The sequence below is a fragment of the Anaerostipes sp. PC18 genome (assembly GCF_039789045.1).
GTDB lineage: Bacteria > Bacillota > Clostridia > Lachnospirales > Lachnospiraceae > Anaerostipes > Anaerostipes hominis.
In genome coordinates, this window is the sequence record NZ_CP121164.1 from 1,522,621 (window position 1) to 1,546,112 (window position 23,492).

The window sequence follows — 23,492 nt, forward strand, 5'->3', positions numbered from 1 at the left end:
AGAAGGAAGACGATGAAGAATTTTTTGATTATGACCAATGAAGTGAAAGACCCGGGATTTTCCATATCCAACAAGATAAGGGAGTACATTGAGTCAAAAGGCGGAACCGCTTTTTTGAGAAAAGATTTTACGGAAGATACCCAGTCCTATTCCAATATTCCCGGGGAAGTGGAATGTGTCATTGTACTCGGCGGAGACGGGACGATGCTGCATGCATCCCGCCTCATAGCACCTCATGACCTCCCGGTGGTGGGAGTGAATCTGGGCACCCTGGGATTTTTAACGGAGATTGAAATGTCTCATCTGTCGGAGGGGATCGATGATCTGCTCAATGACCATTTTCATATCGAGGAGAGGATGATGCTGGAGGGATGTATTTACCACCGGGACATCTCATGCTATCGGCTGTCTGCCCTCAACGACATCGTCATTACGAGAAGCGGTTTTTCACGGATCATTTCATTTAAGATCATTGTCAACGGAGAATTATTAGATGTGTATGCGGCAGACGGAGTCATCATCTCAACCCCTACCGGGTCCACGGGATATAATCTCTCGGCAGGAGGCCCGATTGTCAATCCGGAGGCAAATGTCATTCTGATCACACCGGTCTGTCCCCATTCTCTCCAGGCAAAGAGCATTGTCCTCGGCGAGTGGGATACCATTGAGATCCATATCCAGAAGGTCAGAAAAACTCAGCTTGAGGAAGCGCTTGTAACTTTCGACGGCCAGGTGGCGGAGCGCCTGAATCCGGGAGATATCATAAAGATTCATAAGTCCCGGAAAGTTGCTAAGGTTGTCAAGGTGCAGGAAAATAGTTTTTATCATACGCTTCGGGTGAAAGTTGGTGGGAAAGCATGAAAAAAAAGAGACAGCAGGCGATCATAGAACTGATCGCAAAGCAGCCGGTCGAGACACAGGAAGAACTGACCAGCCTGCTGAATGGCCAGGGATTCAGTACGACCCAGGCGACGGTTTCCAGGGATATCAGGGAACTGGAGCTTACGAAGATTCCTCTGCCGGACGGAAGGCAGGCATACGGGCTTTTGAGTGCCAGGGAAAAAGAAGTGGCAAAGTCCTATCAGAGAATTTTAAATGACGCTATTGTTTCCATGGAGACATCCGGCAATCTGCTGGTCATCAAGACGGCTTCAGGCATGGCAATGGCCTGTGCCGCAGCGCTTGATGATCTGGATCTTCCCGGACTCATGGGGTCCATCGCCGGAGACGACACGATTTTTTGTGCCGTAAGAGAGCAGGAAAAGGGCGATGACGTCATCAGGGAGATCCGTCTGATGATGGAGAGCACAAGTGATAAGTAGGTGAATTATGTTACAGAGTCTGCATGTAAAAAATTTAGCTTTGATTGATGAGATCGAGATCCATTTTGACGAGCACTTAAACATACTGACCGGTGAGACGGGGGCGGGAAAGTCGATCATTATCGGCTCTATTGAAAGTGCCCTGGGGAAAAAGGTTTCGAGGGATATGATCAGGCCGGGGAGCAATGAGGCACTGATTGAACTTTTATTTTACACGGAAGATGAAGAAATTTTAAACGATTTGAAACAAAGGGACCTTCCCGCAGAGGACGGCATGATCCTGGTCAGGAGGGTGATATCGGAGAAGCGGAATGTAAACCGCATCAATGACTGTACGGTGACGTTAAAGACCCTTCAGGAGGTTTCAGATAGGCTCATGAACCTTCATGGGCAGCAGGAACACCAGTCCCTTTTAAATGAAAAAAATCACAAATCAATTTTAGACCATTTTTTAAGCCAAAATGGGAAACAATATAGGAAAGACACAAAGAGAACATTTGAGGCACTGCAGAAACTTCTGAACCGAAGAGGAGATTTTGAAACAGATGAAGCCCAGAGACTCCGGGAGATAAGCTTTTTAAAACACGAGATCCAGGAAATAGAGGAAGCACATCTCGTAAAAAATGAAGATGAACTTCTGGAAGAAGCTTATCAAAAAATGATCCACAGCCAGGAGATTATGGAGGGCGTAAAAAAGGCTTATGAATGTACCGGAAACGAAGTCGAGGTTTCCGTAGGAACTCTGCTTTCAAGTGCCTTAAAAGAGCTTCAGGGGATCGTGAACCTGGATTCCGGGCTGACAGATTCCTACGAGCAGCTTCTTCAGGCAGAAGATATTATTAATGGGTTTAACCAGCAGGTCTCAGAATATATATCGTCGATGGAATATGACCCTCAGGAGTTCTCGAAGACAGAAGACAGATTAAACCTCATTAACGGACTGAAAGACAAGTATGGAAGGACCATTCAGGATGTCTTAAACTACCGGCAGCAGGCTGAGGAGAAACTTATAACTTATGAACACTATGAGGAAGAAAAAGAATGTCTCATGGAGAACATAGCCAAAGCCGAAAAGGCATTTTATCAGGCGGCCCAAAAGCTTTCAAAAGAGCGGAAAAAAGCCGCAAAAATATTGGAACAGCAGATTTTTAAGGCGCTCTCGGAGCTTAATTTTCTCTCTGTCCGCTTTCAGATTCAGGTATCGGGGGCCGAAGGAGTTCATGCCGATGGGATCGATAAGGTATCCTTCATGATTTCCACAAATCCGGGACTTCCGGTGAGGCCTATCGCGGATGTGGCATCCGGCGGAGAACTTTCCAGGATCATGCTTGCCGTGAAATCTGTCCTCGCGGATGTGGACCGTGTAGGAACGTTGATTTTTGACGAAATCGACACGGGAATCAGCGGTGAGACAGCCAACAAGGTTGCCAGGAAAATGGCTGTCATCGCAAAAGACCATCAGGTACTGGCGATCACTCATCTTCCCCAGATTGCGGCCATGGCAGATTCACACTACTATATTGAAAAACGTGCAGATAAAAAGAAGACGACAACGACCATACAAAAGCTCACAGAGGCGGATTCTCTCAGGGAATTAAGCCGTATGATCAACGGCGACGACATTACGGAGGCCGTCTTAAAAAATTCAGAAGAAATGAAAAGTTTAGCAAATGACGCAAAATTATACTGAGTGCTTTTCTTAGGTTTCAGACATAATAAAAAGGATGTATCGCATAAAAGCGTACGTCCTTTTTTAAATCATTTATGATTTAATCTGTTTAGGAGGAAACCATGAGAAAATACTACTACCGCAAACTTCTCATTGCTCTGTTTGTCATAAACATCGTAGGAATCTGTGCCGTATATTTCAAATACTGCAGAAATGTACTGCCCAATTCTATTGAGCTGACCATGGGAGAAAAAGCCTGTTTAAAGTATGACGTGCCGGCCGTCGGGACTGTCAAGGATCAGAAGATCAAACTGAACCGGCCGTTCGTGCTAACCAAAGATTCGGTGGGGCAGGATGAGATCAAAGCAAAGCTGTTCGGCGCCATACCTTTAAAGGACATTAAGGTGAATGTCGTCAAACAAAAAACACTGGTGCCCAGCGGAAAGATTGTCGGCATCTATGTAGAGACCAATGGGATCCTTGTGCTGGAAACAGATATGATCACCGGAGTGGACGGAGGAAACCATTCCCCAAGCTCCAATAAACTATATCAGGGTGACTATATTCTGTCAGTGAATGGTTCAAAGGTTGAAACGAAGGTTGATTTTATGAAAAAGATCAACGAATGCAACGGAAAGGAAGTCACCCTGGAAGTGATCCGGAACCATAAAAAAACAAAGATTAAAGTCAAGCCTGTTCAGTCTGTCACAGACAGCCAGTACAAGATCGGCGCCTGGGTCAGGGATAATACACAGGGCATTGGAACTATGACCTATGTGGCCGGAAACGAATTCGGAGGATTAGGACACGGTATCTGTGATATGGATACCGGAAAGCTGATGGACATCAAGGGCGGATACCTGCTGTCTCCGCAGATTGACACAATTCAGAAGGGGAAATCTGGATCTCCTGGAGAAATAGTCGGAAGCATTTTTTACAAGGAGGCAAATCTTCTGGGAACCATCCGCAAGAATACCAAATACGGTATTTACGGTACGACTCAGTCGGATAAGAAAGACAAGGCTTACCGAATCGGCTATAAACAATCAGTGAAGAAAGGTAAAGCGCAGATCATAAGCTGCATCAGCGGCAGGAGAGAGACCTATGACATTGAGATCAAAAGTGTGGATCAATCCAACCATGATGTGTTGAAAGGGATGGAGATTGAGATTACAGATCCAAAACTGTTAAGGCTGACGAATGGTATCGTTCAGGGAATGAGCGGGACTCCTATCATTCAGAATAACCACATTATAGGTGCGGTAACCCATGTGTTTGTGGATGATTCGACAAAAGGGTACGCAACCTTCATTGAAAACATGCTGAATTCCTCTAAATAAGATGATTTTGCTGTTATTTACAAAAAACTTGCGAAGGATAAGGGGTGTTTGTAAAGTTTGCAAAAATATATAATTATATTGTAAATAAAAACAGAATCGGAGGACTTAACATGAGCAAAATTAATGTGGCAATCGCGGATGATAATCAGAAAATGGTCAGTATGATGACTCAGCTTTTAAACTTAGATCAGGAGATCGAGGTCATCGGAAGTGCCGGCAACGGGGAAGCTGCCGTGGAGATTATCAAAGAGAAAAAGCCGGACGTTGTTCTTTTGGATATTATCATGCCGAAGCTTGATGGAATCGGGGTGTTGGAAAAGCTTCGCGATGAGAGACTGGAAAAACAGCCGACGGTGATTATGGTGACTGCCATGGGTCAGGAAAGTGTTGCCGAAGAAGCGATGGAGCTGGGTGCATCTTACTTTATCCTCAAACCATTTGATTCGGAAATGGTAATCCGAAAAATAAAACAAGCAAAATTAGACAAAAAAGTACAGAAGCCTTTTGTCGCATTAAAGGAGCAGGAAGGTCTGAATAAGAACCAGCTGGAGATCATTATCACAAACATTATCCATGAAATAGGTGTGCCGGCTCACATTAAGGGCTATCAATATTTGAGAGATTCAATCATGCTGGCCATCTACGACATGGATATTCTGAACTCCATAACGAAACAACTATATCCAACAATTGCCAAACAGTTTGGTACTACATCTAGTAGAGTGGAACGGGCGATCCGCCATGCCATCGAGGTAGCCTGGGGACGCGGAAAAATGGATACGATCGATGCTCTGTTCGGATATACAGTCCATGCAGGGAAAGGCAAACCGACAAATTCAGAATTTATTGCACTGATTGCAGATAAAATCAGACTTGAATACGGAGATCGAATCGTGTCGCAAAAAATGTCTGAAAATGATGGAAGATAGTAAATATTGTTTGATTATGCGATTGACAAAGGGGAATATGCTTGATATATTTCTCTCTTAGAATGGTTAGATTTGGATGGAGAGGTATACATAATGTATGATAAACGAAAAATTTTGATCGCCGTCAGCAGTCAAAATGAGGCTAAGGAACTTTGCAGAGAAATGGAAAATGAAATGCAGGTAGTGGGAGTGGCTTATGACGGTGCTTCCGCAGTAAAGCTGATTAAGGAAAATGAGCCCGATGTGGTAGTGATCGATATTGTCCTTCCGGTTTTAGACGGACTGGGTGTAATTGAACAGTGTAACGGGACGATGGACGACGACAAGATACCTTCTTTTATTGCAATTACCTCCATCGGCAATCAGAGACTGATCGAGTGTATCAGCCTTATGGGTGTCGACTACTGTATGATGAAGCCGTTTCATACGAATGTCTTAATGGACAGGATCAATCAGATGATGAGAATGAAAAGAGTAAATAATAACTACCAAAAGACATTTGAGGTGAAAAGCGAGCCGGTCAAAAAAACGTTTACAGAATATGATATCCAGAAAGATGTGACAAAGATCATCAGAGATCTGGGGATTCCTGCTCATATCAAAGGATACCAGTACATTAGGGAAGGCATCATCATGGCGATCCATGACGTCAACATGATGAACTACATAACAAAGCTGCTATACCCAACGATTGCACAGAAATATAAAACTACTTCCAGCAGTGTGGAAAGAGCTATCCGCCACGCCATTGAAGTGGCATGGAGCAGAGGAAAGATCGAGCTGCTGGAAGAGATGTTCGGATATACGATCAGTGCCGGCAAAGGGAAGCCGACAAATTCTGAATTCATTGCGCTGATCGCAGATAAACTCAGGCTGGAATATCACATGAACGCCTCTTAAATCAAGAGGATAACCGCCAGAATGCTTTATCGGCTACTGTTCTTTGATGCCTGAGATATCCGGGACGCACATCATAGAATAATTCGTATGGTAAATAACAAATCCAGGCTTTGCTTTCGGCGGTTTTTTCAATTCCTTCCTCTGTACATAGTCGACTTCTACTTTTGGCGCCTGACGGCCGCTGGAGTAAAAAGCGGCAAGCCGCCCGGCCTCTTCAAAAGTAGCATCCGGCAGAGTATCTGCCTGCTCTTTTTTCACGATGACGTGAGAGCCAGGCATATTTTTTGCGTGAAACCACCAGTCGCCGCCGTTGGCAAATTTAAATGTCAGCTCATCATTCTGATAATTATTTTTGCCTACATACATATGGAATCCATCGGAGGACAAAAAGTGGAGAGGCTTTGACTTCGTCGGTTTTTTAGCCCCTTTTGAACCGCGCTTTTTCAAATATCCATAATCTGAGAGTTCCTGTTTGATGGAGGAAAGATCCTGTTCGTTCTCTGCAAGATTCAGGGAAGATGCGATCGATTCCAGATGCATCAGATCATCCTTTGTCTCAACCGTAAGCTCGGAGAGAGCTTCATAGGTCCGTTTCAGTTTATTATATTTGGTAAAGTACTTCTGCGCGTTCTCCTGAGGAGTCTTGAAAGGGTCAAGAGGGATGGTGACTTCTTTATTGGTGTAATAGTTCAGGCACGTGAGGGATTTGGATTCAGGTTCAAGGCCGTATCCATATGCCTGAATTAATTCCCCATATGTTTTATATTTATCTCTTTTCTCCGTGTCGAGCAGCTGCTTTCTCTGCAGATCATATTTTTTGCTCGTGCGTTCGATGGACGTCTGGACAATTTTTCTCAGATCGGCAGACTTCTGTTTCATTCTCGCATATTTTTCCTTCTCAGAGTAATAGATGACCAGGACATCGCTGATGGTGGGAAAGACTTTCACTTCATAAGATGTCTCATAAGACGTCATCGGAAAACAGGAAAATTCTTTCGGTTCCCCGTTTTGATAAATAATATTGGGCACATATTCGTGTTTTTCCACGGAAACAGCCAGTTTTTTCAGCTGGGAGTAGAGACCGGAGCACTGGTCCTGCGTGAGGGAATCTGTGGACTGGCTGCCGTCGACTCCAGCGCGGTAGCAGATCTCATTTGCCAAAAACGAACTCATGCCTGTGATGGACGAGTAAAGTGCCTTGGTGACTGGTACAGGTTTTGGCTTGATCCCGGCTAAAAAGTCTTCCAGAGTCAAAGAATCTATATCCTTTTTATGCTGTGTGGGAGGCATAGAGTAAGCCATGCCGGGCAGGACCTGCCGTTTGGAGCTCATGTTGGCCCCCACGTGTATTATGCTGTCGAGGATCATTCCGTCCTGTCCCACGAAGATTAAGTTGCTGTGCTTGCCCATCAGTTCGATGACCAGTTTCTTTTGGCATACATCGCCTAATTCGTCCAGATGTTCCACGGTGATCTCGATGATCCTCTCATAGCCCGGCTGTTCTACGGAGACGATACGGCCGTTGCTCAGATGCTTTCGCAGCAGCATACAAAAGTTTGGGGCCTGTATCGGGTTCTGTTTGCCCTGATCCGACAGATAGACGATCGGCAGGCCCGGACTGGCAGAAAGATGGAGCCGTAAATTTTCCCGGTTCTGTTTGATCACCAGGGTGATCTCATCGGCCTCAGGCTGGTAAATCTTATAAATTCTTCCGTTTAATATTTTTTCATTTAGTTCGTTTACGATATTTGAAATGACAAATCCGTCAAATGCCATAGCTGCACCTCCATTTTTTAGTTAATCGTATTATATCACGCCGCGCCCTGTTTTGGTTGATTTTTTGCCGTTAATGCAGGTATAATGGAAAGGTAATTTTCAGAATATGGAGGACCGAGCCAATGATAGATGAACAAAATAAAACATGGTCAGACCGCAGTCATCTGCTGTGGTGGCCGATTACCTTTACAAAATACAGAGTTGAGAACCAAAGATTATATACGCAGACAGGGCTTTTGTCAACACATGAGGAAGAATGCCTCTTATACAGAGTCATGGATGTCTCCTATGAGAAAACTTTCGGAAACCGCATTTTCGGCACCGGGACGATCCGCCTTACCACAAGGGATGCCTCAAACCCGGTAATTGAACTTAAAAATATTGCTGATTCCAGAAGGGTAAAGGATCTTCTGAGCCGGTGGATCGAGGAAGAACGGATCGCAAAACGGGTTGTGGGACGCGATATGTACGGCGCAAGCAGCCATATGGAGGAAGATTTCGCGGACAGAGATATGTAAAACGGTTGACAACGAAAAGATAGACTGGTATGATAACTAAAGTATTTAACATGGTAGTGAATTACCACTTTAGTGTATTGAAGCGAAGAAGGAGAAGAATTATGAATCAGAAGAGGGTCCATACGCCGGAAGGAGTAAGGGATATATACGGATTGGAATGTAAAAAGAGACTCAGGTTAAAGGATAAATTAAATCATGTATTTGCCCTCTACGGCTATGAGAATATCATAACCCCAACTTTTGAATTTTTCGATATATTTAACAGTGAGAAAGGAACTGTTTCCTCTAAAGAGATGTACAAATTTTTTGACCGGGAGGGAAATACCCTGGTCCTGCGGCCGGACATCACGCCTTCTGTGGCACGGTGCGTGGCAAAGTATTATGACAGTGAGGAACGGAATCTGCGGTTTGCCTATACCGGGAATGTCTTTTTGAATAATTCCAGCTATCAGCTGAAACTAAAGGAAACCTGCCAGATGGGCGCAGAGCTCATCAATGATCCTTCCAGCCACGGAGACGGAGAGATCATCGCCATGGCGCTCGACTGCTGCCTGAATGCCGGACTGAAAGATTTCCGGCTGACCATTGGCCAGGTCGAGTATTTCCAGGGACTCGTAGAGTGTATAGAAGATGAAGACGTAAAAGAGCAGTTAAGAGAGCTGATCATCAATAAAAATTTCTTCGGCCTGATCGAATTTGTGGAAAGCCTAGATATTCCCCAGGCCGTAAAAGATGTTTTTGTCCAGTTCAATGAGCTCAACGGCGATGTAGACATCTTAGATAAGGCCGATGCCCTTGTGTCTAATGAGACATCAAAGAGAGCCATCCGGAAGCTGAGAAAAGTTTACCGGATGCTTAAGGTGTACGGGCTGGAGCAGTACATAAGCTTTGATCTGGGCATGCTGAGCCGTCATAATTACTACACCGGGGTTATTTTTAAGGCATATACCTACGGAACCGGAGACGCAGTTTTAAAAGGAGGCCGTTACGACAACCTGATCGAACAGTTCGGAAAGAAAGCACCGTCCATCGGTTTTGCCATCGTGCTAGACAGCCTGATGATGGCGCTGGAACGCCAGAAGATCCAAATGGAGGCCGATTTCACAGACATGCTGATCGTCTATGAAGAGGAGGCCATGGAAGCCGCCATCCCGGCAGCTGTGGGCTATCGGAAAGAAGGAAAGACAGTCATACTGGAAAAGAAGGACAGGAATCTGGAAGATTATATGACCATGTCTTCGGATCACCGGATCGGATGCGTTTTGTACTATGAAACCGGGGATACCGTCAGGGATTTAACGAAAGGGCAGTGAGATGAGATATATAACATTTGCATTGGCAAAAGGAAGGCTTGCCAAGAAGACATTATCTTTGCTGGAACAGATAGGGATTACCTGCGAAGAGATGAAGGATGAAAAAACAAGAAAACTGATTTTTGTAAACGAAGATCTGAAGCTTAAATTTTTCCTCTCCAAGGCCAGCGATGTGCCTACTTACGTGGAATACGGGGCAGCAGACATCGGGGTGGTCGGAAAGGATACGATCCTGGAAGAAGGACGGAATCTTTACGAGGTGCTGGACCTTGGCTTCGGTAAATGCAGGATGTGCGTTTGCGGGCCGAAAGAAGCCAAAAAGTATTTAAACGGCAGTCAGCTGATCCGGGTGGCGTCCAAATATCCGAATATCGCGAAAGAGTATTTCTATAATAAAAAACTCCAGACCGTGGAGATCGTAAAGCTCAACGGTTCCGTGGAACTGGCACCGATCGTCGGCCTTTCAGAGGTTATTGTGGATATCGTGGAGACGGGGTCTACACTAAGGGAGAACGGACTGGAAGTGCTGGAAGAGATCTGTCCGCTCTCTGCAAGGATGGTCGTAAACCAGGTGAGTCAGAGAATGGAGCAGGAGAGGATCAGTAAAATTGTGACTGCATTAAAGAAGTTGTTAGACGAGAAGAAACAGGGGTAGTGCCATGAGAATTGTAAAAGTAAATGAAGATTCTATTGCGGATATTTTAAACGATCTGCTGAAGAGAAGCCCGAATCACTACGAGGGGTACGAAGAGCAGGTAAATGCCATCGTCAATGATGTAAAAGCCAGAGGCGATGAGGCGGTGTTTGAGTACACCGAGAAGTTTGACGGAACAAAGCTTACGGCAGACACTGTGCTGGTGACGGAGGCTGAGATCGAGGAAGCGTATGAAAAAGTAGAGCCAAAGCTTCTTGACATCATCAGAAAGGCCATCGTCAATATCCGGGACTTCCATCAAAAGCAGAAGCAGAACAGCTGGTTTGACACACAAAAGAACGGCATTTTACTTGGACAGAAGGTGACTCCACTTGCCAGGTGCGGAGTGTATGTGCCGGGAGGAAAGGCGGTCTATCCGTCTTCTGTGCTCATGAACGTTGTGCCGGCTCATGTGGCAGGAGTGAAAGAAATCATCATGGTGACACCTCCGGGCAGGGACGGAAAGGTCAATCCGAATACTCTCGTGGCGGCCAAAGAAGCCGGAGCCGAAAAGGTATACAAAGCAGGGGGCGCCCAGGCAATAGCGGCTCTGGCTTTCGGCACAGAGTCAATCCCGAAGGTAGACAAGATCGTGGGACCGGGGAATATCTACGTGGCTCTGGCGAAAAAAGCAGTGTACGGCAATGTGAGTATCGACTCCATCGCGGGACCGAGCGAGATCCTCGTGCTGGCCGATGACAGCGCCAATCCCCGGTATGTGGCCGCGGACCTGTTATCCCAGGCAGAACATGATGAGATGGCCAGCGCTATCCTGGTGACGACGAGTGAGACACTGGCAAAACAGGTTTCTGAAGAAGTGGATGGATTCCTGAAAAAGCTCTCAAGAACGGAGATCATGGAAAAATCTCTGGATTCTTTCGGATATATTTTAATCGCCAAAGATTTAAAAGAAGCAGTGGACGCGGCAAATTCTATCGCCTCAGAGCACCTGGAGATCATGATGGAAAATCCGTTTGATGTCATGACAAGGATCGAAAACGCGGGGGCAATCTTTGTCGGACAGTACAGCTGTGAGCCGCTGGGGGATTATTTTGCAGGCCCGAACCATGTACTCCCCACCAACGGAACAGCAAGGTTTTTCTCACCACTGAGTGTGGACGATTTTATCAAGAAATCCAGTGTGATTTATTATTCGAGAGAGGCTCTTAAACCGGTCCACAAAGATATCGAAACATTTGCAGAGCAGGAAGAATTGACAGCCCATGCCAATTCTATTAAAGTGAGATTTGAAAACGAATAGAGAAAGGGAGCAATATGAGTCGCAGCGCGGAAATTATCCGGAACACAAGTGAAACGAAGATTAAACTGTTTATCGACCTGGACGGCAGGGGAGCCTCTGAGGTGGACACAGGGATCGGTTTTTTTGACCACATGCTGATCAGTTTTGCAAAGCATGGTTTTTTTGACCTGAGAGTGAAGGTGGACGGCGACCTGCATGTGGACAGCCATCACACCATTGAAGACACGGGGATCGTTCTTGGTGAAGCGATCAAACAGGCGGCAGGAGATAAAAAGGGCATCAAACGGTATGGCTCCTTTGTACTGCCGATGGACGAAACTCTCGTGCTGTGCGGTCTGGATTTATCCGGAAGGCCGTATTTTGACACGGACCTTAGCTTTACTGCGGACAGGGTCGGAGGATTTGACACGGAGATGGTCCGGGAATTTTTCTATGCGGTATCTTATGCCGGTGCCATGAATCTGCATATCAGGCAGCTCTCCGGCACCAATAACCATCATCTGATGGAGGCGGCATTTAAGGCATTTGCAAAGGCATTGGACGAGGCAACCGGTATGGACCCGCGGATTGCGGATGTGCTTTCCACGAAAGGGGCATTATAGATGGAACGACAGAAAAAAATCATTCCCTGCATTTATGGGGAAAAGCTTGCAGAAGCGGCAAAGGCATACGATCATTCAGGTGCAGATGCCGTCAGCTATTACGACGAGAAAATAACTGCGGAGACAGTGAAAGAGATTGCAAAGGATATTGACATCCCGCTTTATGCCGGAGGAGGCATTGAAGACCTGGAAGACGTGAAGAAAATTCTTTATGCCGGAGCCGATAAGGTCTGCCTTGGAAAAACAGTCCTTGTGGACAAGGAAATCGTTAAAAAGGCCGGGGACCGGTTCGGAAAGGATCAGATCATCGTGTCCGTGGATCTGGAAAGCCAGGAAGAACCGGTATCATTTGCGAAGGAAATGGCGAGGCTCGGAGCTGGAGAACTGCTTTTGCTGGCAGACAAAGGGTATGAAACATTTGCATCCCTGATCAAAGAAATTAAAGAAGTATCTGGCCTTCCGGTGATGGTGAGCATTTCAGATCCGAAAGAAGCTGTCCGCATCTTAGAACTTACCGGTGCCGACGATTTGGCGGTGGCATCCAGAGAGACGTTTGGAGTCATGGAACTGAAACACGAGTGCAGGGCCGCAAAATTCGGCGTCAACACATTTGAAAGTTCTATGAGCTTTGATGAATTTAAATTAAACAGTGATGGAATGCTAACCGTGGTAACTCAGGATTATAAGACCAATGAAGTGCTCATGGTTGCTTATATGACAAAGGAAGCGTTTGAAAAGACCGTCGAGACCGGTATCATGACTTATTACAGCCGCAGCAGAAATGAGCTGTGGACCAAGGGAGATACCTCGGGACATTATCAGTATGTAAAGTCTTTGACCATTGACTGCGACAAAGATACACTTTTGGCTAAGGTTGAGCAGGTGGGGAATGCCTGCCATACAGGGAGCTATTCCTGCTTTTTTACGGATCTTGTAAAGAAGGAATACAAAGATGACAACCCGATGGAAGTGTTCCAGTCTGTCTACGATGTGATTATGGACCGCAAAAAGCATCCGAAGGAAGGTTCCTATACGAATTATTTATTTGAAAAGGGAATTGATAAGATCCTTAAAAAAGTAGGGGAAGAAGCCACGGAGATCGTCATTGCGGCGAAAAATCCGGATGTGGAGGAAATGAAGTACGAGATTTCTGATTTCCTGTACCATCTGATGGTCCTGATGGCAGAGCGGGGTATGACCTGGGACGAGGTGACCAAGGAATTAATTGAAAGAAAATAATTGTCATTCGCTGTCCGATTTGATATAATTGCCACATGAGCAAACCAAAGAACCGTGGTTTGATAAAGGAGGCAGGACATGCACGCATATTTATCAGAGTTTGTCACATATCTGATCAAGTTTATTTTTTTGCTTGCCGTATCGGTAGGAGGCGTTTTTTTCGGAAAGAAGATGGCTGTCGGTAAGATGCAGAAGAAAGCGCAGCAGAAAGCAAAGAATGAGCAGAAACCGGATCAGGAATAAGATGTGTAAGATAGAATGGAAAGCCTTCTGATGCAGCAGAAGGTTTTTCTTTGCTGTAAAGGAAGCTGCCACCATAGGCATCTGTCCGGGCAGAATAGTTTCATATTAATTTTTAGGAGGATGGAGATTTGAAATCGTATGGAGTAAATGAATTAAGGAAAATGTTCCTTGATTTTTTTGAGAGCAAAGATCATTTGGTGATGAAGAGTTTTTCTCTGGTGCCTCAGAATGATAAGAGTCTTTTGCTGATCAATGCAGGTATGGCCCCGTTAAAGCCATATTTTACAGGCCAGGAAGTGCCCCCGAAGACCAGAGTTGCGACCTGTCAGAAGTGTATCCGTACCGGAGATATCGAGAATGTCGGAAAGACAGCGCGTCACGGAACATTTTTTGAGATGCTCAGAAACTTTTCTTTCGGGGATTATTTTAAGAAGGAAGCAATCCGCTGGTCATGGGAGTTTTTGACTGAGGTTGTGGGACTTGATCCGGAACGTCTGTATCCTTCTGTCTATCTGGATGACGACGAGGCATTCGAGATCTGGGAGAAGGAAATCGGCATTGCTCCTGAGAGGATCTTCCGTTTCGGAAAAGAGGACAACTTCTGGGAGCACGGTGCAGGACCATGCGGACCGTGTTCAGAGATTTATTATGACCGGGGAGAGAAGTACGGATGCGGAAGCCCTGATTGTACGGTGGGCTGTGAATGCGACCGCTACATGGAAGTATGGAACAATGTCTTCACACAGTTTGAAAATGACGGAAACGGCAATTACGAAGAATTAGACAATAAAAATATTGATACCGGAATGGGGCTTGAGCGTCTGGCTGTCGTAGTCCAGGAAGTGGATTCTATCTTCGATGTGGATACGATCAAAGCGATCCGTGACAGGATCTGTGAACTGGCAGGCGTGACTTATGGCGCTGATGAGAAGAATGACATTTCTATCCGAGTGATTACAGACCATATCCGGTCTGCATCCTTTATGATTTCCGACGGTGTCATGCCGTCCAATGAAGGCCGCGGATATGTGCTGCGCCGTCTGATCCGCCGTGCGGCAAGACACGGAAGGATGCTTGGCATGAAGGATCTGTTTTTGGCCGGACTCAGTAAGACCGTGATCGCAGAGTCCAAAGACGGATATCCGGAACTGAAGGAAAAAGAAGAATTTATTTACAAGGTTCTTACAACAGAGGAAGAACAGTTCAACAGGACTATCGACCAGGGACTTCAGATTCTTGCGGACATGGAAGAAGCCATGTCCAAAGAAGGAAAGAAGGAGCTTGCAGGAAAGGATGCCTTTAAGCTCTATGATACTTATGGATTCCCTCTGGATCTGACAAAGGAGATTCTTGAGGAAAAAGGCATTTCCGTAGATGAGGAAGGATTCCAGAAATCCATGGAACAGCAGAGAAAGCAGGCGAGAGAGGCCCGGGAGACGACCAACTACATGGGAGCTGACGCAACAGTCTATGAACAGCTGGACCCTGCTATGACCTCTGAGTTTGTCGGATATGATTCACTGACCTGCGAATCAGAGATCATTGCCATGACGACGGATAAAGAGCTGACGGACTCTTTAGTGGAAGGGCAGAGAGGAACGATCATCTGTTCCAGGACGCCGTTTTATGCCACAAGCGGAGGACAGGAAGCGGATCAGGGCGTGATCCTGAGCGAAAATTCCTCTTTTGCCGTGGAAGATGTGATTAAGCTTTCCGGAGGAAAATTCGGACATGTAGGATATGTAAATGAAGGAAATTTAAGTGTCGGTGAGAAGGTTCTTTTAAATGTTAATGAGAGAAACCGCCGTCAGACAGAGAAGAATCACAGTGCCACCCATCTTCTGCAGAAGGCGCTGCGCACCGTGCTGGGAAGCCATGTAGAACAGGCCGGTTCCAGCAACAATGCAAAGCATTTGAGGTTTGACTTTACTCATTTCTCTCCGATGACACCGGATGAGATCAAAAAGGTGGAGGATATCGTAAATGAGGAGATTGCTGCCAGTCTGCCGGTGGAGACGAAGCTGATGTCTATGGACGAGGCCAAGAATACCGGTGCTATGGCTCTGTTCGGCGAGAAATACGGGGATGAAGTGCGTGTCGTTTCTATGGGAGATTTCTCTGTGGAACTCTGCGGAGGTACCCATGTTTCTAACACAGGCACCATCACTGCATTCAAGATTCTTTCAGAGACGGGAGTTGCGGCCGGAGTCCGAAGGATCGAGGCTATCACAGACAAAGCGGTCTTTGAGTATTATGAGAAGATGGAAGAAGAACTTATGGAGGCCGCAAAGGTTGTAAAATCAACCCCGTCTAAACTGATGGTACGTCTGGAAGCCCTGATGGCAGAGCTGAAAGAACTTCACAGCGAAAACGAGTCTCTAAAGAGCAAGTTGGCGAAAGATGCTCTCGGGGATGTGATGGATCAGGTGCAGGAAGTAAACGGAGTGAAACTTCTGGCGGCAAAAGTGACCGATGTGGATATGAACGGCCTGCGCGAGCTGGGTGATTCCCTGAAAGAAAAACTTGGGGAGGGCGTCATAGTTCTGGCATCTTCTCTGGGCGGAAAAGTGTTCCTTGTGGCTATGGCTACCGACGGGGCACAGAAAGCCGGAGCCCATGCGGGAAATCTGATCAAAGGCATCGCAGGATGTGTCGGAGGCGGCGGAGGCGGCCGTCCGAATATGGCGCAGGCAGGCGGAAAGAAGCCGGAAGGAATCGATGATGCGATCGCGAAGGCGAAGGAAGAACTGGCCGGACAGCTGAAGTAAATAGAACTAAGTTAAAAAACCATGGACGTGCAGCAAAGGGTTGCATTCCATGGTTTTTACTGTTATGAGCGTATTTAAAATATAATTATAGAATTAGTTGAATCTGTATGATATCTATGACAGGACAAAAAACTACTATTTTAATTGTGCTATTCTAAAAAAAGTAAATAATTTCATATCAATAAAAAAGGATGATTATGGAAAAATAGTATGGTTTATTTCTTGTACATTTCTTCATAGATTTGTACGTCGTTTGTTTATTGTTTTGTTCATATTTTGAAATATTGCCTTGATTATAATTTCCTTTGTGGATAACAGACAAAGGAGGAATTTAACATGGCGAAATACGCACATATCCGAGTTTCGAGCAAAGACCAGAATATCGCAAGACAGGTGGAAGCCATGCAGGAAATTGGACTGACGAAGAAACAGATGTATATTGACAGACAGTCGGGAAAGGATTTTGAACGCAGGAATTATCAAAGGCTGGTGAGGAAACTGAAAGCAGGCGACGAGCTTTATATCAAGTCCATAGACCGTCTGGGACGTGATTATGATGAAATACTGGAGCAATGGCGTTACGGGAAAATTTATAGCGGATTTGGTATTACAGATATTTTCCTACGTCGCCCAGATTGAAAGAGAAAACACAAAACAAAGGCAGGCGGAGGGAATACGTATCGCAAAGGAAAAAGGCGTACAGTTCGGGCGACCAAAACATGATTTCCCGGAGGATTTTGAAGAAATCTATCATCACACCACGTTTGCGAGGTGGATAGCCCGTTACCAGCAACCAAAGGCATAGAGAAATGGCATAAAAAGTAGACTTTCTACACCACTTCTAAACTTTGTTTATCATTTAGTATAGGATAATTTTGGATAAAAATTGTGGTTTTAAACTTAAATCAGTACAAAAAAACAAAGTTTAGAAGTGGTGTAGAAAGTCTGCTTTTTGTGCCGTGTGTATTTCTGACCACTCAATCCTTTTATCCTGATGTGAATATCATAATCTACATTGAGGGGAGGGGGAAAACGAGATAACGGCAAAACGAAGATTTCTTATAATGAGAAATCGGGAGAGCGAACCAGAGAAACAACGGCTCATGGAGATGCAGGATTTGCCCTGTCTGGTTCAAGACCTCCACAAATATGAAAAATCAAAAAGGAGAGAAATAAGATGAAGCAAAAAAAATTGAAAAGCCTACTCGCCTGCGTGCTCGTCTTATGTATGGTCATTGGCGTACAGTCTAATCTTGCTTTCGCACAGGAAAATGATGATACTATAGTGCAGGAAAATGAAGCTGACTATACGACGGATATGACAGATAACACTGATACAACAGATGATACGACTGGTGCAACAACGGACGACACCAAAGATACAGACACTACAGGCAAAGATGATGTAAACCCGGAAACAGAGAGCGAACCTACGAATCTGAACCGTAGTATTGCTCCTGCTAGTCTGGATGACGGTTCCGGCACAGGCATTGTGCCACAGTCTGATACTAGCAATAACGTTACTGTAACAATTGACTCTGATAGTTTTAGCAAATATAGCGATGTTATCAATGAGATTAAATTTACAAATACAGATAACGCCCAGCAAATAACTGTTTCCAAAGACGCAAAAGTTTCTTTATCAGTTACTTATGCTGACAATATTCAGAATGCAGTTCTTGCATGCGCTGCTTTTGATGCTGATGGTAACTGGGTAGCGGATTGCCGTGCAGGAAGTACTGATTTTACTGAATATTATATAAATAAACCACAAGCCGATTACACCATTCGGGTAATCGGACTGACTGAATACAATGTTGAAGGTGACACCTTGACTTTTTCCGGATCTGGGGAAATATCTACTTGTGGAGATGTGATAGTAGGCAAACAACCGTGGAACCAAAACGATGTCAGCAGGGTAATTATTTCTGAGGGGATTACTAGCGTAGGAGACCAAACATTTAAGAATGTTAAAAATTGGAGCACGAATACAAGCATCTCCTTGCCCGACACGCTAACAGAAATCAAACAATATGGCTTTAACAACTGCAATTTAGCAGGCTACATTAGACTACCTAAAACTTTAAACAGTATTGGAAAGTATGGATTATCCAACTTTGGAAATAAGGTCATTTTTAACATGACCGAAAATATCCCGACAACCTTTGTTTCTAACTCTTTCGCTACCTACACGGGCAGTAACTCTGCTGTTGTATATGTTTCTGACAAAGCGCAAGTTGCAAACATTGGTGGTACCCATAATAACCTAAATACGAATAGCGGATATAGCCACGTATTTCTTATTACAGATGGGGGGACTTTTCCAGAGGATACGGTGTTTTCTCTTGATGAATATGCAGCTCCTGTAAAATCTGGATACACTTTTGATGGGTGGGAAGAAATTGACATAATAAACTCCCCGGTAAACAAGTTGGATAATTCCGGTCATACTTATCAGGCTAAATGGATTGAAAAAGCTGACAACTCAATTACATTCAAAAACCCACTTAATCTTGATAGGATTTATGATAAAACCCCAGTTTCATTATCAAAAGATGATTGTATCGTAACAGGCGATAACAGAGATGTTACATTCTCTTATCAGGTCAAAGACGGTAATAATTGGAATGACATTGATACTGCTCCAAAAAATGCTGGCACATATCGAGTGAAAGCGACTGTTGCAGAAGACGATACTTATAAGAGAGCGGAGACAGCTTGGAAAGAGTTTACAATCAGCAAGGCAGACCCGACTTATAAAGCACCAACTGGCTTGACGGCAACTGTCGGACAGACCCTTGCAGACGTAGCACTTCCAGAGGGCTTTGCGTGGCAGGACGCTACAACAACTTCTGTTGGAAGTGCTGGAACGAATACATTCAAAGTAACTTATACACCAGAAGATACGGATAATTACAATACTGTAAAAGATGTTGAAGTTACATTGACTGTCAAGGAAAAAGACACACAGAAGCCAACAACAGACGATAACAAGAAACCGTCTGCAACGGATACAGATAAGAAACCGGAAAGCACAGATACGCAGACAGCGGCTAACAGCCCCAAGACCGGCGACAGCACGAATATGACAACGTGGCTTGCACTAATGTTCGTATCTCTTGGTCTGCTGGCTGGCGTATTCACAGTAAGGAAATCACGCAGGAGCAGATAAAGACTGTGGGGAATTTTATGGACAGAGATATTTTTGAGGACATGAAGATTGAAACGGGGTGTGCTTATTTTTCAGATTTACCCTACATCAAGGAAACAGTAGAGAAGAAACTGCTTGAACTTCGGTTTGACCTCTATTCCAAAGAACAGCTTCAGGAATTTTGTGACTATGTTTTTCATGACAACGGAGCTGTTTATCAGTCTCTTATGATGAAATACCGCAGGGACAGCAGATACAATTAGACTTGCAGGAAAAGATATACAACTAAATATTGCTTTAATCGGCTCGTACAAATCACATGTTTTGTACGGGCTTTTTCATTTCATAGGAAAGTTCTACGACCTTCCCTATGAAAAAAAACGCTCCGCGGGTTGTGCACAGATGCGTAAGGAAGTTATTTGCCTGCGGCAAATTGCATCTGGCACGCAAAGTTGTCAAGCCCCTCAAAGAGTGAGGGGTTGGGGCGTTGAAGTGGGCTTGCCCACTTTGTTCTACTCCCTTTTCTGTATTTCTAACAATGGACAAATATTCTTGTGATTATACTTCGTTCGAAGTTTTGAATTATATAATTCAAATATCTGATGATAATCTTGCCACAGCTTTACGTAAGCTGTCAGAGATACACTGTTTTGTGTTATCTCCCATGTTGGTTTTATTGTCATATCAAGGCTCATTCAATCGTGGTTAATTCGTGGTAATAAGGATAATTAAAGATCGCATATAAAATTTTATTTAAATAAAAAATTCACATTGAGAATCAGGGAGTAAAAAATAGCGTGTGTAAGTTCAAAAGGAACTTCACACGCTATTTTTCACTCCTGACCTTTAAACTGAATTATTTTATCTTTTCTCAGTTTGAAAAGAGGGCTATCTAATTACGGTGAAAAAACTCAGTACGCTTTCACAGATGTACTTTTTGAGTATGCTCCATATACTTTCTGATTCGTTGAATCATAATAGTAATATCTTACCTGAACGTAGTACCGTGCATTTTTCTTTAATCCTGTTTTTGTATATACATTTTTACCTAATCCCGTTGTTTTGTAAGCCGCATTTTTCATGCTGCTGCTTCGGGAGTAGCGGAAACGGAATGCACGTCTTGTTCCGTCTGCTTTTGTGTAAGTCTTTGATTTTGCTGTGAATCCAACTCCTTTGCCGGATTTGCCTTTTACAGACAAAGCAGAAGCCCTGCCGACACTTAACTTTGAAAACTTTGCAGTGAGTGTTACATTTAATCTGTCATCTGGAACTGTTGTCACGGTTTTTCCGTTGTAGGTCCATCCGACAAACTCATAACCTTTTCTTCCGGCTGCCTTATAGCTTTTCTTGTTCCATCCGGGAAGCTTACTTCCGGCAGTTCTGTTTGATAATGTCGTAATGGATTTGCCTTTATATCCTTTTAAAATCAGGTTTGTGTTTTTTGAGGATTTTATGATATCGACTTCACAGATCGGATCACTGCCCTCATCGAAATCAAACGTTAAATGTTGTTTTCCTACGGCAAATTGGCTGAAATAATTCTTGTTGATTGTTACAATTTTGTCTCCGACAGTATAATCTTTTCCGCTTGTCAAGGTTTGGGATCCGTTTTTGATGTCTTTTAAAGTTCGACCGTTATTATCAACACCTATGACGATATCGCCTTGTTTCGATAAATCGAATGTCTGAGGAGTCTTAACAGATGCATTTACCATCGGTGTTATTTTGATGGTTCCGAGGGTGACAGCGGCTACTGCATTGTTAAAGTCATTTCCGGCAGAAGTCACAGTAATTGTGTAATCACCTTCCAGTAGTGTATTTAAGTCGGCCTGAGTAAAAGTAAAGGATACCTCACCGTTTTTAGTCGCTGTGGCTTTCTCTGTGACTTTAGCAACATTGCTGTTGTCATTGATGGATGCGGTTAACTCAAGAGAAGCTGGATTTGTATTTGAAAAGAATGCTTTGTCAAGTTTTGCCTTGATCTCCCCATCGGCTGTTTCAAAATTGCTTCTTGATTTTGTCAGCGAGATGGACTTGTCAATGGTTACTGTCGGGGTTTCTTTATTAACAATAATAGAACCAATCGTTGCTTCTGCAACAGGATTTTCACTGTCAGTTGTAGATTTAGCTTTAATGTCGTAAGTACCTGCGGGTAATAGATTTAAATCTTCCTTTGTAAAGCTAAAATTTACTTCGGTAGCTGGGTCTGTTGTTTTTGTTTCTTTGGTAATAGGACCTGACTTGATTGTTTTTTCTACGGTTCCAACTTTGTATGCGATTGTAGCTTCCACAGTTACTCCTATAGCCGGAGTTGTATTTGAAAGAGATGCTTTTACATCCTTAGTCTCGGAAAATTGTGAAACGGTTCCTGTGATAGAAGCAGTTCCTGAAATAGTAGTAGTTGGAGGTGTTGTTACATCGTCTGCACGGATTGGAGTTATGGTAAATACGGTCACCATAATCATGCATAACATTACGCTGCATATTTGTTTCAATTTTTTCATTTGTACCTTCCTTTCTTTTAGATGAACTAGTTGTTTCATAAATCTGTATTTATAAAGATTAATAAATTTATAATTAATACTATATTAACATATATTAGAAAAAAATAGAATGAAAAGCTATTAAAATACTCATGATATTGTGATTGTATAAATAGTTGATTGAAAATTAAAAGAATGATATAATATATGAAAAGTTTGTGGAACCAATTTAACGATTCGGATATTAGGAGAATGTTATATGCTAAAGAAAAAGCAGCAGATCTATCAGGGCAGATCCGTAAAGAAATTCAATGAAATCCGGGATATCTTAGACATCTATCATGTAAAATATACATATCAGGTAAAAGACACCGTCAATGATACTGGAAGCGACTCACCGCTGTCCTTTTTAGGCCGGCAGCAGGGAATGGCACCGAGGGCTTTTACCGGAAGTGCAGGGGTAGCCGCAGAAGATTTAAAAAATTATTGTATTTACGCAGTTGAAGAAGAGGTAAAGACAAAGGTGCCCGAGCATCTTCTTAAAGAGATCTGGAATCCTCTCTAAAGTCAACTATAAAAACTCATTTTTTCCGTTGAAAAACATGATTTTAACTATTGACGAATATCCCAATTATGGTATAATAATCTAGTGCAAGAAAGTGCCCAAACAGTCATAATGCACAATATAAGGCTGGAGGGGAGGTCAGGAATTAAGAATGTCAAACGTTATCGTTAAAGAAAATGAATCTTTAGACAGCGCTCTTCGCAGATTTAAGAGAAACTGTGCCAAAGCAGGTATTCAGCAGGAAATCCGCAAAAGAGAGCATTACGAAAAACCAAGTGTTCGTCGTAAGAAAAAGTCTGAAGCGGCTCGTAAAAGAAAAGTAAAATAATAGAAGCAGGCATCGTATACTTGAGGTATACGGTGCTTTTCTTTTGCATATATTAAAACAACGATAGGATGCTTAAGTGTGCTGCTGCGCCAAAAAGCATAGTGAGGGTCTATATGAAGAAAAAGCCAAAGGAGGCATTAGCCAAAGGTTTATCCCTTCCAAGAGATGTGGTCTTTGGCGATTTTATTATTACCTTAACCGGCAATGAACAGGTGATGATTGAAAATTATAAGGGAATCCTGTCTTACGAAGAAAATCAAATCGCCGTCCAGGGAAACCACGTGGTTTTGAGGATCATAGGGACAAATCTTGTCATTCAATATTATTCCATGGAAATTATGAAGGTGACCGGCGAAATCACACGGCTGGAATACGCATAAAGGAGAATCAG

23 protein-coding genes are annotated in these 23,492 nt (G+C 43.9%); 21 read left to right on the top strand and 2 right to left on the bottom strand.

Features of this window, described 5'->3' with window-relative positions; all coding sequences use genetic code 11:
- The first annotated feature begins 12 nt into the window (after window positions 1-12).
- The 6 genes from P8F77_RS08245 (at window position 13) to spo0A (P8F77_RS08270) (ending at window position 6,160) form a co-directional block, all read left to right on the top strand.
- The gene (locus P8F77_RS08245; RefSeq protein ID WP_287518062.1) at window positions 13-861 is read left to right on the top strand and encodes an NAD(+)/NADH kinase; all 849 of its coding nucleotides are present in this window, start codon (window positions 13-15) and stop codon (window positions 859-861) included.
- A complete protein-coding gene (gene argR / locus P8F77_RS08250; RefSeq protein WP_024727775.1) occupies window positions 858-1,322 on the top strand; it encodes an arginine repressor in 465 nt (154 codons plus the stop codon). The genes P8F77_RS08245 and argR overlap by 4 nt, the downstream gene beginning before the upstream one ends.
- Before the next feature lie 7 nt (window positions 1,323-1,329).
- Window positions 1,330-3,012: a DNA repair protein RecN gene (gene recN, locus P8F77_RS08255; protein ID WP_287518066.1), complete on the top strand. Its 1,683-nt coding sequence runs from the start codon at window positions 1,330-1,332 to the stop codon at window positions 3,010-3,012.
- 101 nt (window positions 3,013-3,113) lie between these two features.
- Complete coding sequence (gene spoIVB / locus P8F77_RS08260) at window positions 3,114-4,331, top strand: SpoIVB peptidase (RefSeq protein WP_024727773.1); 1,218 nt, start codon at window positions 3,114-3,116, stop codon at window positions 4,329-4,331.
- 110 nt (window positions 4,332-4,441) lie between these two features.
- Window positions 4,442-5,260: a sporulation transcription factor Spo0A gene (gene spo0A, locus P8F77_RS08265; protein WP_022260673.1), complete on the top strand. Its 819-nt coding sequence runs from the start codon at window positions 4,442-4,444 to the stop codon at window positions 5,258-5,260.
- Between the two features lie 93 nt (window positions 5,261-5,353).
- Complete coding sequence (gene spo0A, locus P8F77_RS08270) at window positions 5,354-6,160, top strand: sporulation transcription factor Spo0A (RefSeq protein WP_024727772.1); 807 nt, start codon at window positions 5,354-5,356, stop codon at window positions 6,158-6,160.
- 33 nt (window positions 6,161-6,193) lie between these two features.
- On the opposite strand, the gene P8F77_RS08275 is transcribed toward spo0A (P8F77_RS08270), so the two are convergent.
- Window positions 6,194-7,936 (bottom strand): NFACT RNA binding domain-containing protein, encoded by a 1,743-nt coding sequence (locus P8F77_RS08275; protein ID WP_287518072.1) that lies wholly within the window; start codon window positions 7,934-7,936, stop codon window positions 6,194-6,196.
- A gap of 122 nt (window positions 7,937-8,058) precedes the next feature.
- Here P8F77_RS08275 and P8F77_RS08280 point away from each other — a divergent pair, with 122 nt between their 5' ends.
- From P8F77_RS08280 to P8F77_RS08335, 12 genes are all read left to right on the top strand, one after another.
- A complete protein-coding gene (locus tag P8F77_RS08280) occupies window positions 8,059-8,454 on the top strand; it encodes a PH domain-containing protein (RefSeq protein ID WP_024727770.1) in 396 nt (131 codons plus the stop codon).
- A gap of 101 nt (window positions 8,455-8,555) precedes the next feature.
- Window positions 8,556-9,767, top strand: coding sequence for an ATP phosphoribosyltransferase regulatory subunit (gene hisZ / locus P8F77_RS08285; protein WP_148459221.1), 1,212 nt, complete (start codon window positions 8,556-8,558; stop codon window positions 9,765-9,767).
- 1 nt (window position 9,768) lies between these two features.
- Window positions 9,769-10,422, top strand: coding sequence for an ATP phosphoribosyltransferase (hisG, locus tag P8F77_RS08290; RefSeq protein ID WP_006567182.1), 654 nt, complete (start codon window positions 9,769-9,771; stop codon window positions 10,420-10,422).
- A gap of 4 nt (window positions 10,423-10,426) precedes the next feature.
- Window positions 10,427-11,722, top strand: coding sequence for a histidinol dehydrogenase (gene hisD / locus P8F77_RS08295; protein ID WP_024727768.1), 1,296 nt, complete (start codon window positions 10,427-10,429; stop codon window positions 11,720-11,722).
- 14 nt (window positions 11,723-11,736) lie between these two features.
- Complete coding sequence (gene hisB, locus P8F77_RS08300) at window positions 11,737-12,324, top strand: imidazoleglycerol-phosphate dehydratase HisB (protein ID WP_024727767.1); 588 nt, start codon at window positions 11,737-11,739, stop codon at window positions 12,322-12,324.
- On the top strand, window positions 12,325-13,563 hold the full coding sequence (gene hisIE / locus P8F77_RS08305; protein ID WP_287518080.1) for a bifunctional phosphoribosyl-AMP cyclohydrolase/phosphoribosyl-ATP diphosphatase HisIE: 1,239 nt from the start codon (window positions 12,325-12,327) through the stop codon (window positions 13,561-13,563).
- 78 nt (window positions 13,564-13,641) lie between these two features.
- Window positions 13,642-13,806: a hypothetical protein gene (locus P8F77_RS08310; protein WP_009289798.1), complete on the top strand. Its 165-nt coding sequence runs from the start codon at window positions 13,642-13,644 to the stop codon at window positions 13,804-13,806.
- Between the two features lie 128 nt (window positions 13,807-13,934).
- Window positions 13,935-16,574: an alanine--tRNA ligase gene (alaS, locus tag P8F77_RS08315; protein ID WP_347256427.1), complete on the top strand. Its 2,640-nt coding sequence runs from the start codon at window positions 13,935-13,937 to the stop codon at window positions 16,572-16,574.
- 336 nt (window positions 16,575-16,910) lie between these two features.
- Window positions 16,911-17,213, top strand: a complete 303-nt coding sequence (locus tag P8F77_RS08320) for a recombinase family protein (protein WP_330625602.1) — start codon at window positions 16,911-16,913, stop codon at window positions 17,211-17,213.
- Window positions 17,131-17,379, top strand: a complete 249-nt coding sequence (locus P8F77_RS08325) for a recombinase family protein (protein ID WP_330625604.1) — start codon at window positions 17,131-17,133, stop codon at window positions 17,377-17,379. Before P8F77_RS08320 ends, P8F77_RS08325 begins: the two co-directional genes overlap by 83 nt.
- A 372-nt stretch (window positions 17,380-17,751) precedes the next feature.
- Entirely contained in the window at window positions 17,752-19,746 is a 1,995-nt protein-coding gene (locus P8F77_RS08330; protein ID WP_287518085.1) for a leucine-rich repeat protein, read from the top strand.
- A gap of 17 nt (window positions 19,747-19,763) precedes the next feature.
- Window positions 19,764-19,988, top strand: a complete 225-nt coding sequence (locus P8F77_RS08335; RefSeq protein WP_024727763.1) for a hypothetical protein — start codon at window positions 19,764-19,766, stop codon at window positions 19,986-19,988.
- Between the two features lie 648 nt (window positions 19,989-20,636).
- On the opposite strand, the gene P8F77_RS08340 is transcribed toward P8F77_RS08335, so the two are convergent.
- Entirely contained in the window at window positions 20,637-22,229 is a 1,593-nt protein-coding gene (locus P8F77_RS08340; protein ID WP_235824548.1) for a X2-like carbohydrate binding domain-containing protein, read from the bottom strand.
- Window positions 22,230-22,467: 238 nt separating this feature from the next.
- Here P8F77_RS08340 and P8F77_RS08345 point away from each other — a divergent pair, with 238 nt between their 5' ends.
- The 3 genes from P8F77_RS08345 to P8F77_RS08355 all read left to right on the top strand — a co-directional run bounded on the left by P8F77_RS08345 (window position 22,468) and on the right by P8F77_RS08355 (window position 23,481).
- Complete coding sequence (locus tag P8F77_RS08345) at window positions 22,468-22,773, top strand: hypothetical protein (protein ID WP_006567175.1); 306 nt, start codon at window positions 22,468-22,470, stop codon at window positions 22,771-22,773.
- A 151-nt stretch (window positions 22,774-22,924) separates the two neighbouring features.
- Window positions 22,925-23,101: a 30S ribosomal protein S21 gene (gene rpsU / locus P8F77_RS08350; protein ID WP_006567174.1), complete on the top strand. Its 177-nt coding sequence runs from the start codon at window positions 22,925-22,927 to the stop codon at window positions 23,099-23,101.
- Window positions 23,102-23,214: 113 nt separating this feature from the next.
- The gene (locus tag P8F77_RS08355) at window positions 23,215-23,481 is read left to right on the top strand and encodes a YabP/YqfC family sporulation protein (protein ID WP_024727761.1); all 267 of its coding nucleotides are present in this window, start codon (window positions 23,215-23,217) and stop codon (window positions 23,479-23,481) included.
- The last annotated feature ends 11 nt before the right edge of the window (window positions 23,482-23,492 follow it).

Bases quoted from the DNA above. Each gene is read 5' to 3' on its own strand.
- hisG (WP_006567182.1), top strand. From the start codon at position 9,769: ATGAGATATATAACATTTGCATTGGCAAAAGGAAGGCTTGCCAAGAAG.
- P8F77_RS08330 (WP_287518085.1), top strand. From the start codon at position 17,752: ATGAAGCAAAAAAAATTGAAAAGCCTACTCGCCTGCGTGCTCGTCTTA.
- P8F77_RS08275 (WP_287518072.1), bottom strand. From the start codon at position 7,936: ATGGCATTTGACGGATTTGTCATTTCAAATATCGTAAACGAACTAAAT.
- hisD (WP_024727768.1), top strand. From the start codon at position 10,427: ATGAGAATTGTAAAAGTAAATGAAGATTCTATTGCGGATATTTTAAAC.
- P8F77_RS08310 (WP_009289798.1), top strand. From the start codon at position 13,642: ATGCACGCATATTTATCAGAGTTTGTCACATATCTGATCAAGTTTATT.
- P8F77_RS08335 (WP_024727763.1), top strand. From the start codon at position 19,764: ATGGACAGAGATATTTTTGAGGACATGAAGATTGAAACGGGGTGTGCT.
- rpsU (WP_006567174.1), top strand. From the start codon at position 22,925: ATGTCAAACGTTATCGTTAAAGAAAATGAATCTTTAGACAGCGCTCTT.
- hisB (WP_024727767.1), top strand. From the start codon at position 11,737: ATGAGTCGCAGCGCGGAAATTATCCGGAACACAAGTGAAACGAAGATT.
- spo0A (WP_024727772.1), top strand. From the start codon at position 5,354: ATGTATGATAAACGAAAAATTTTGATCGCCGTCAGCAGTCAAAATGAG.
- P8F77_RS08345 (WP_006567175.1), top strand. From the start codon at position 22,468: ATGCTAAAGAAAAAGCAGCAGATCTATCAGGGCAGATCCGTAAAGAAA.
- argR (WP_024727775.1), top strand. From the start codon at position 858: ATGAAAAAAAAGAGACAGCAGGCGATCATAGAACTGATCGCAAAGCAG.
- P8F77_RS08355 (WP_024727761.1), top strand. From the start codon at position 23,215: ATGAAGAAAAAGCCAAAGGAGGCATTAGCCAAAGGTTTATCCCTTCCA.
- P8F77_RS08320 (WP_330625602.1), top strand. From the start codon at position 16,911: ATGGCGAAATACGCACATATCCGAGTTTCGAGCAAAGACCAGAATATC.
- hisZ (WP_148459221.1), top strand. From the start codon at position 8,556: ATGAATCAGAAGAGGGTCCATACGCCGGAAGGAGTAAGGGATATATAC.
- P8F77_RS08245 (WP_287518062.1), top strand. From the start codon at position 13: ATGAAGAATTTTTTGATTATGACCAATGAAGTGAAAGACCCGGGATTT.
- P8F77_RS08340 (WP_235824548.1), bottom strand. From the start codon at position 22,229: ATGAAAAAATTGAAACAAATATGCAGCGTAATGTTATGCATGATTATG.
- spoIVB (WP_024727773.1), top strand. From the start codon at position 3,114: ATGAGAAAATACTACTACCGCAAACTTCTCATTGCTCTGTTTGTCATA.
- P8F77_RS08325 (WP_330625604.1), top strand. From the start codon at position 17,131: ATGAAATACTGGAGCAATGGCGTTACGGGAAAATTTATAGCGGATTTG.
- spo0A (WP_022260673.1), top strand. From the start codon at position 4,442: ATGAGCAAAATTAATGTGGCAATCGCGGATGATAATCAGAAAATGGTC.
- hisIE (WP_287518080.1), top strand. From the start codon at position 12,325: ATGGAACGACAGAAAAAAATCATTCCCTGCATTTATGGGGAAAAGCTT.
- recN (WP_287518066.1), top strand. From the start codon at position 1,330: ATGTTACAGAGTCTGCATGTAAAAAATTTAGCTTTGATTGATGAGATC.
- P8F77_RS08280 (WP_024727770.1), top strand. From the start codon at position 8,059: ATGATAGATGAACAAAATAAAACATGGTCAGACCGCAGTCATCTGCTG.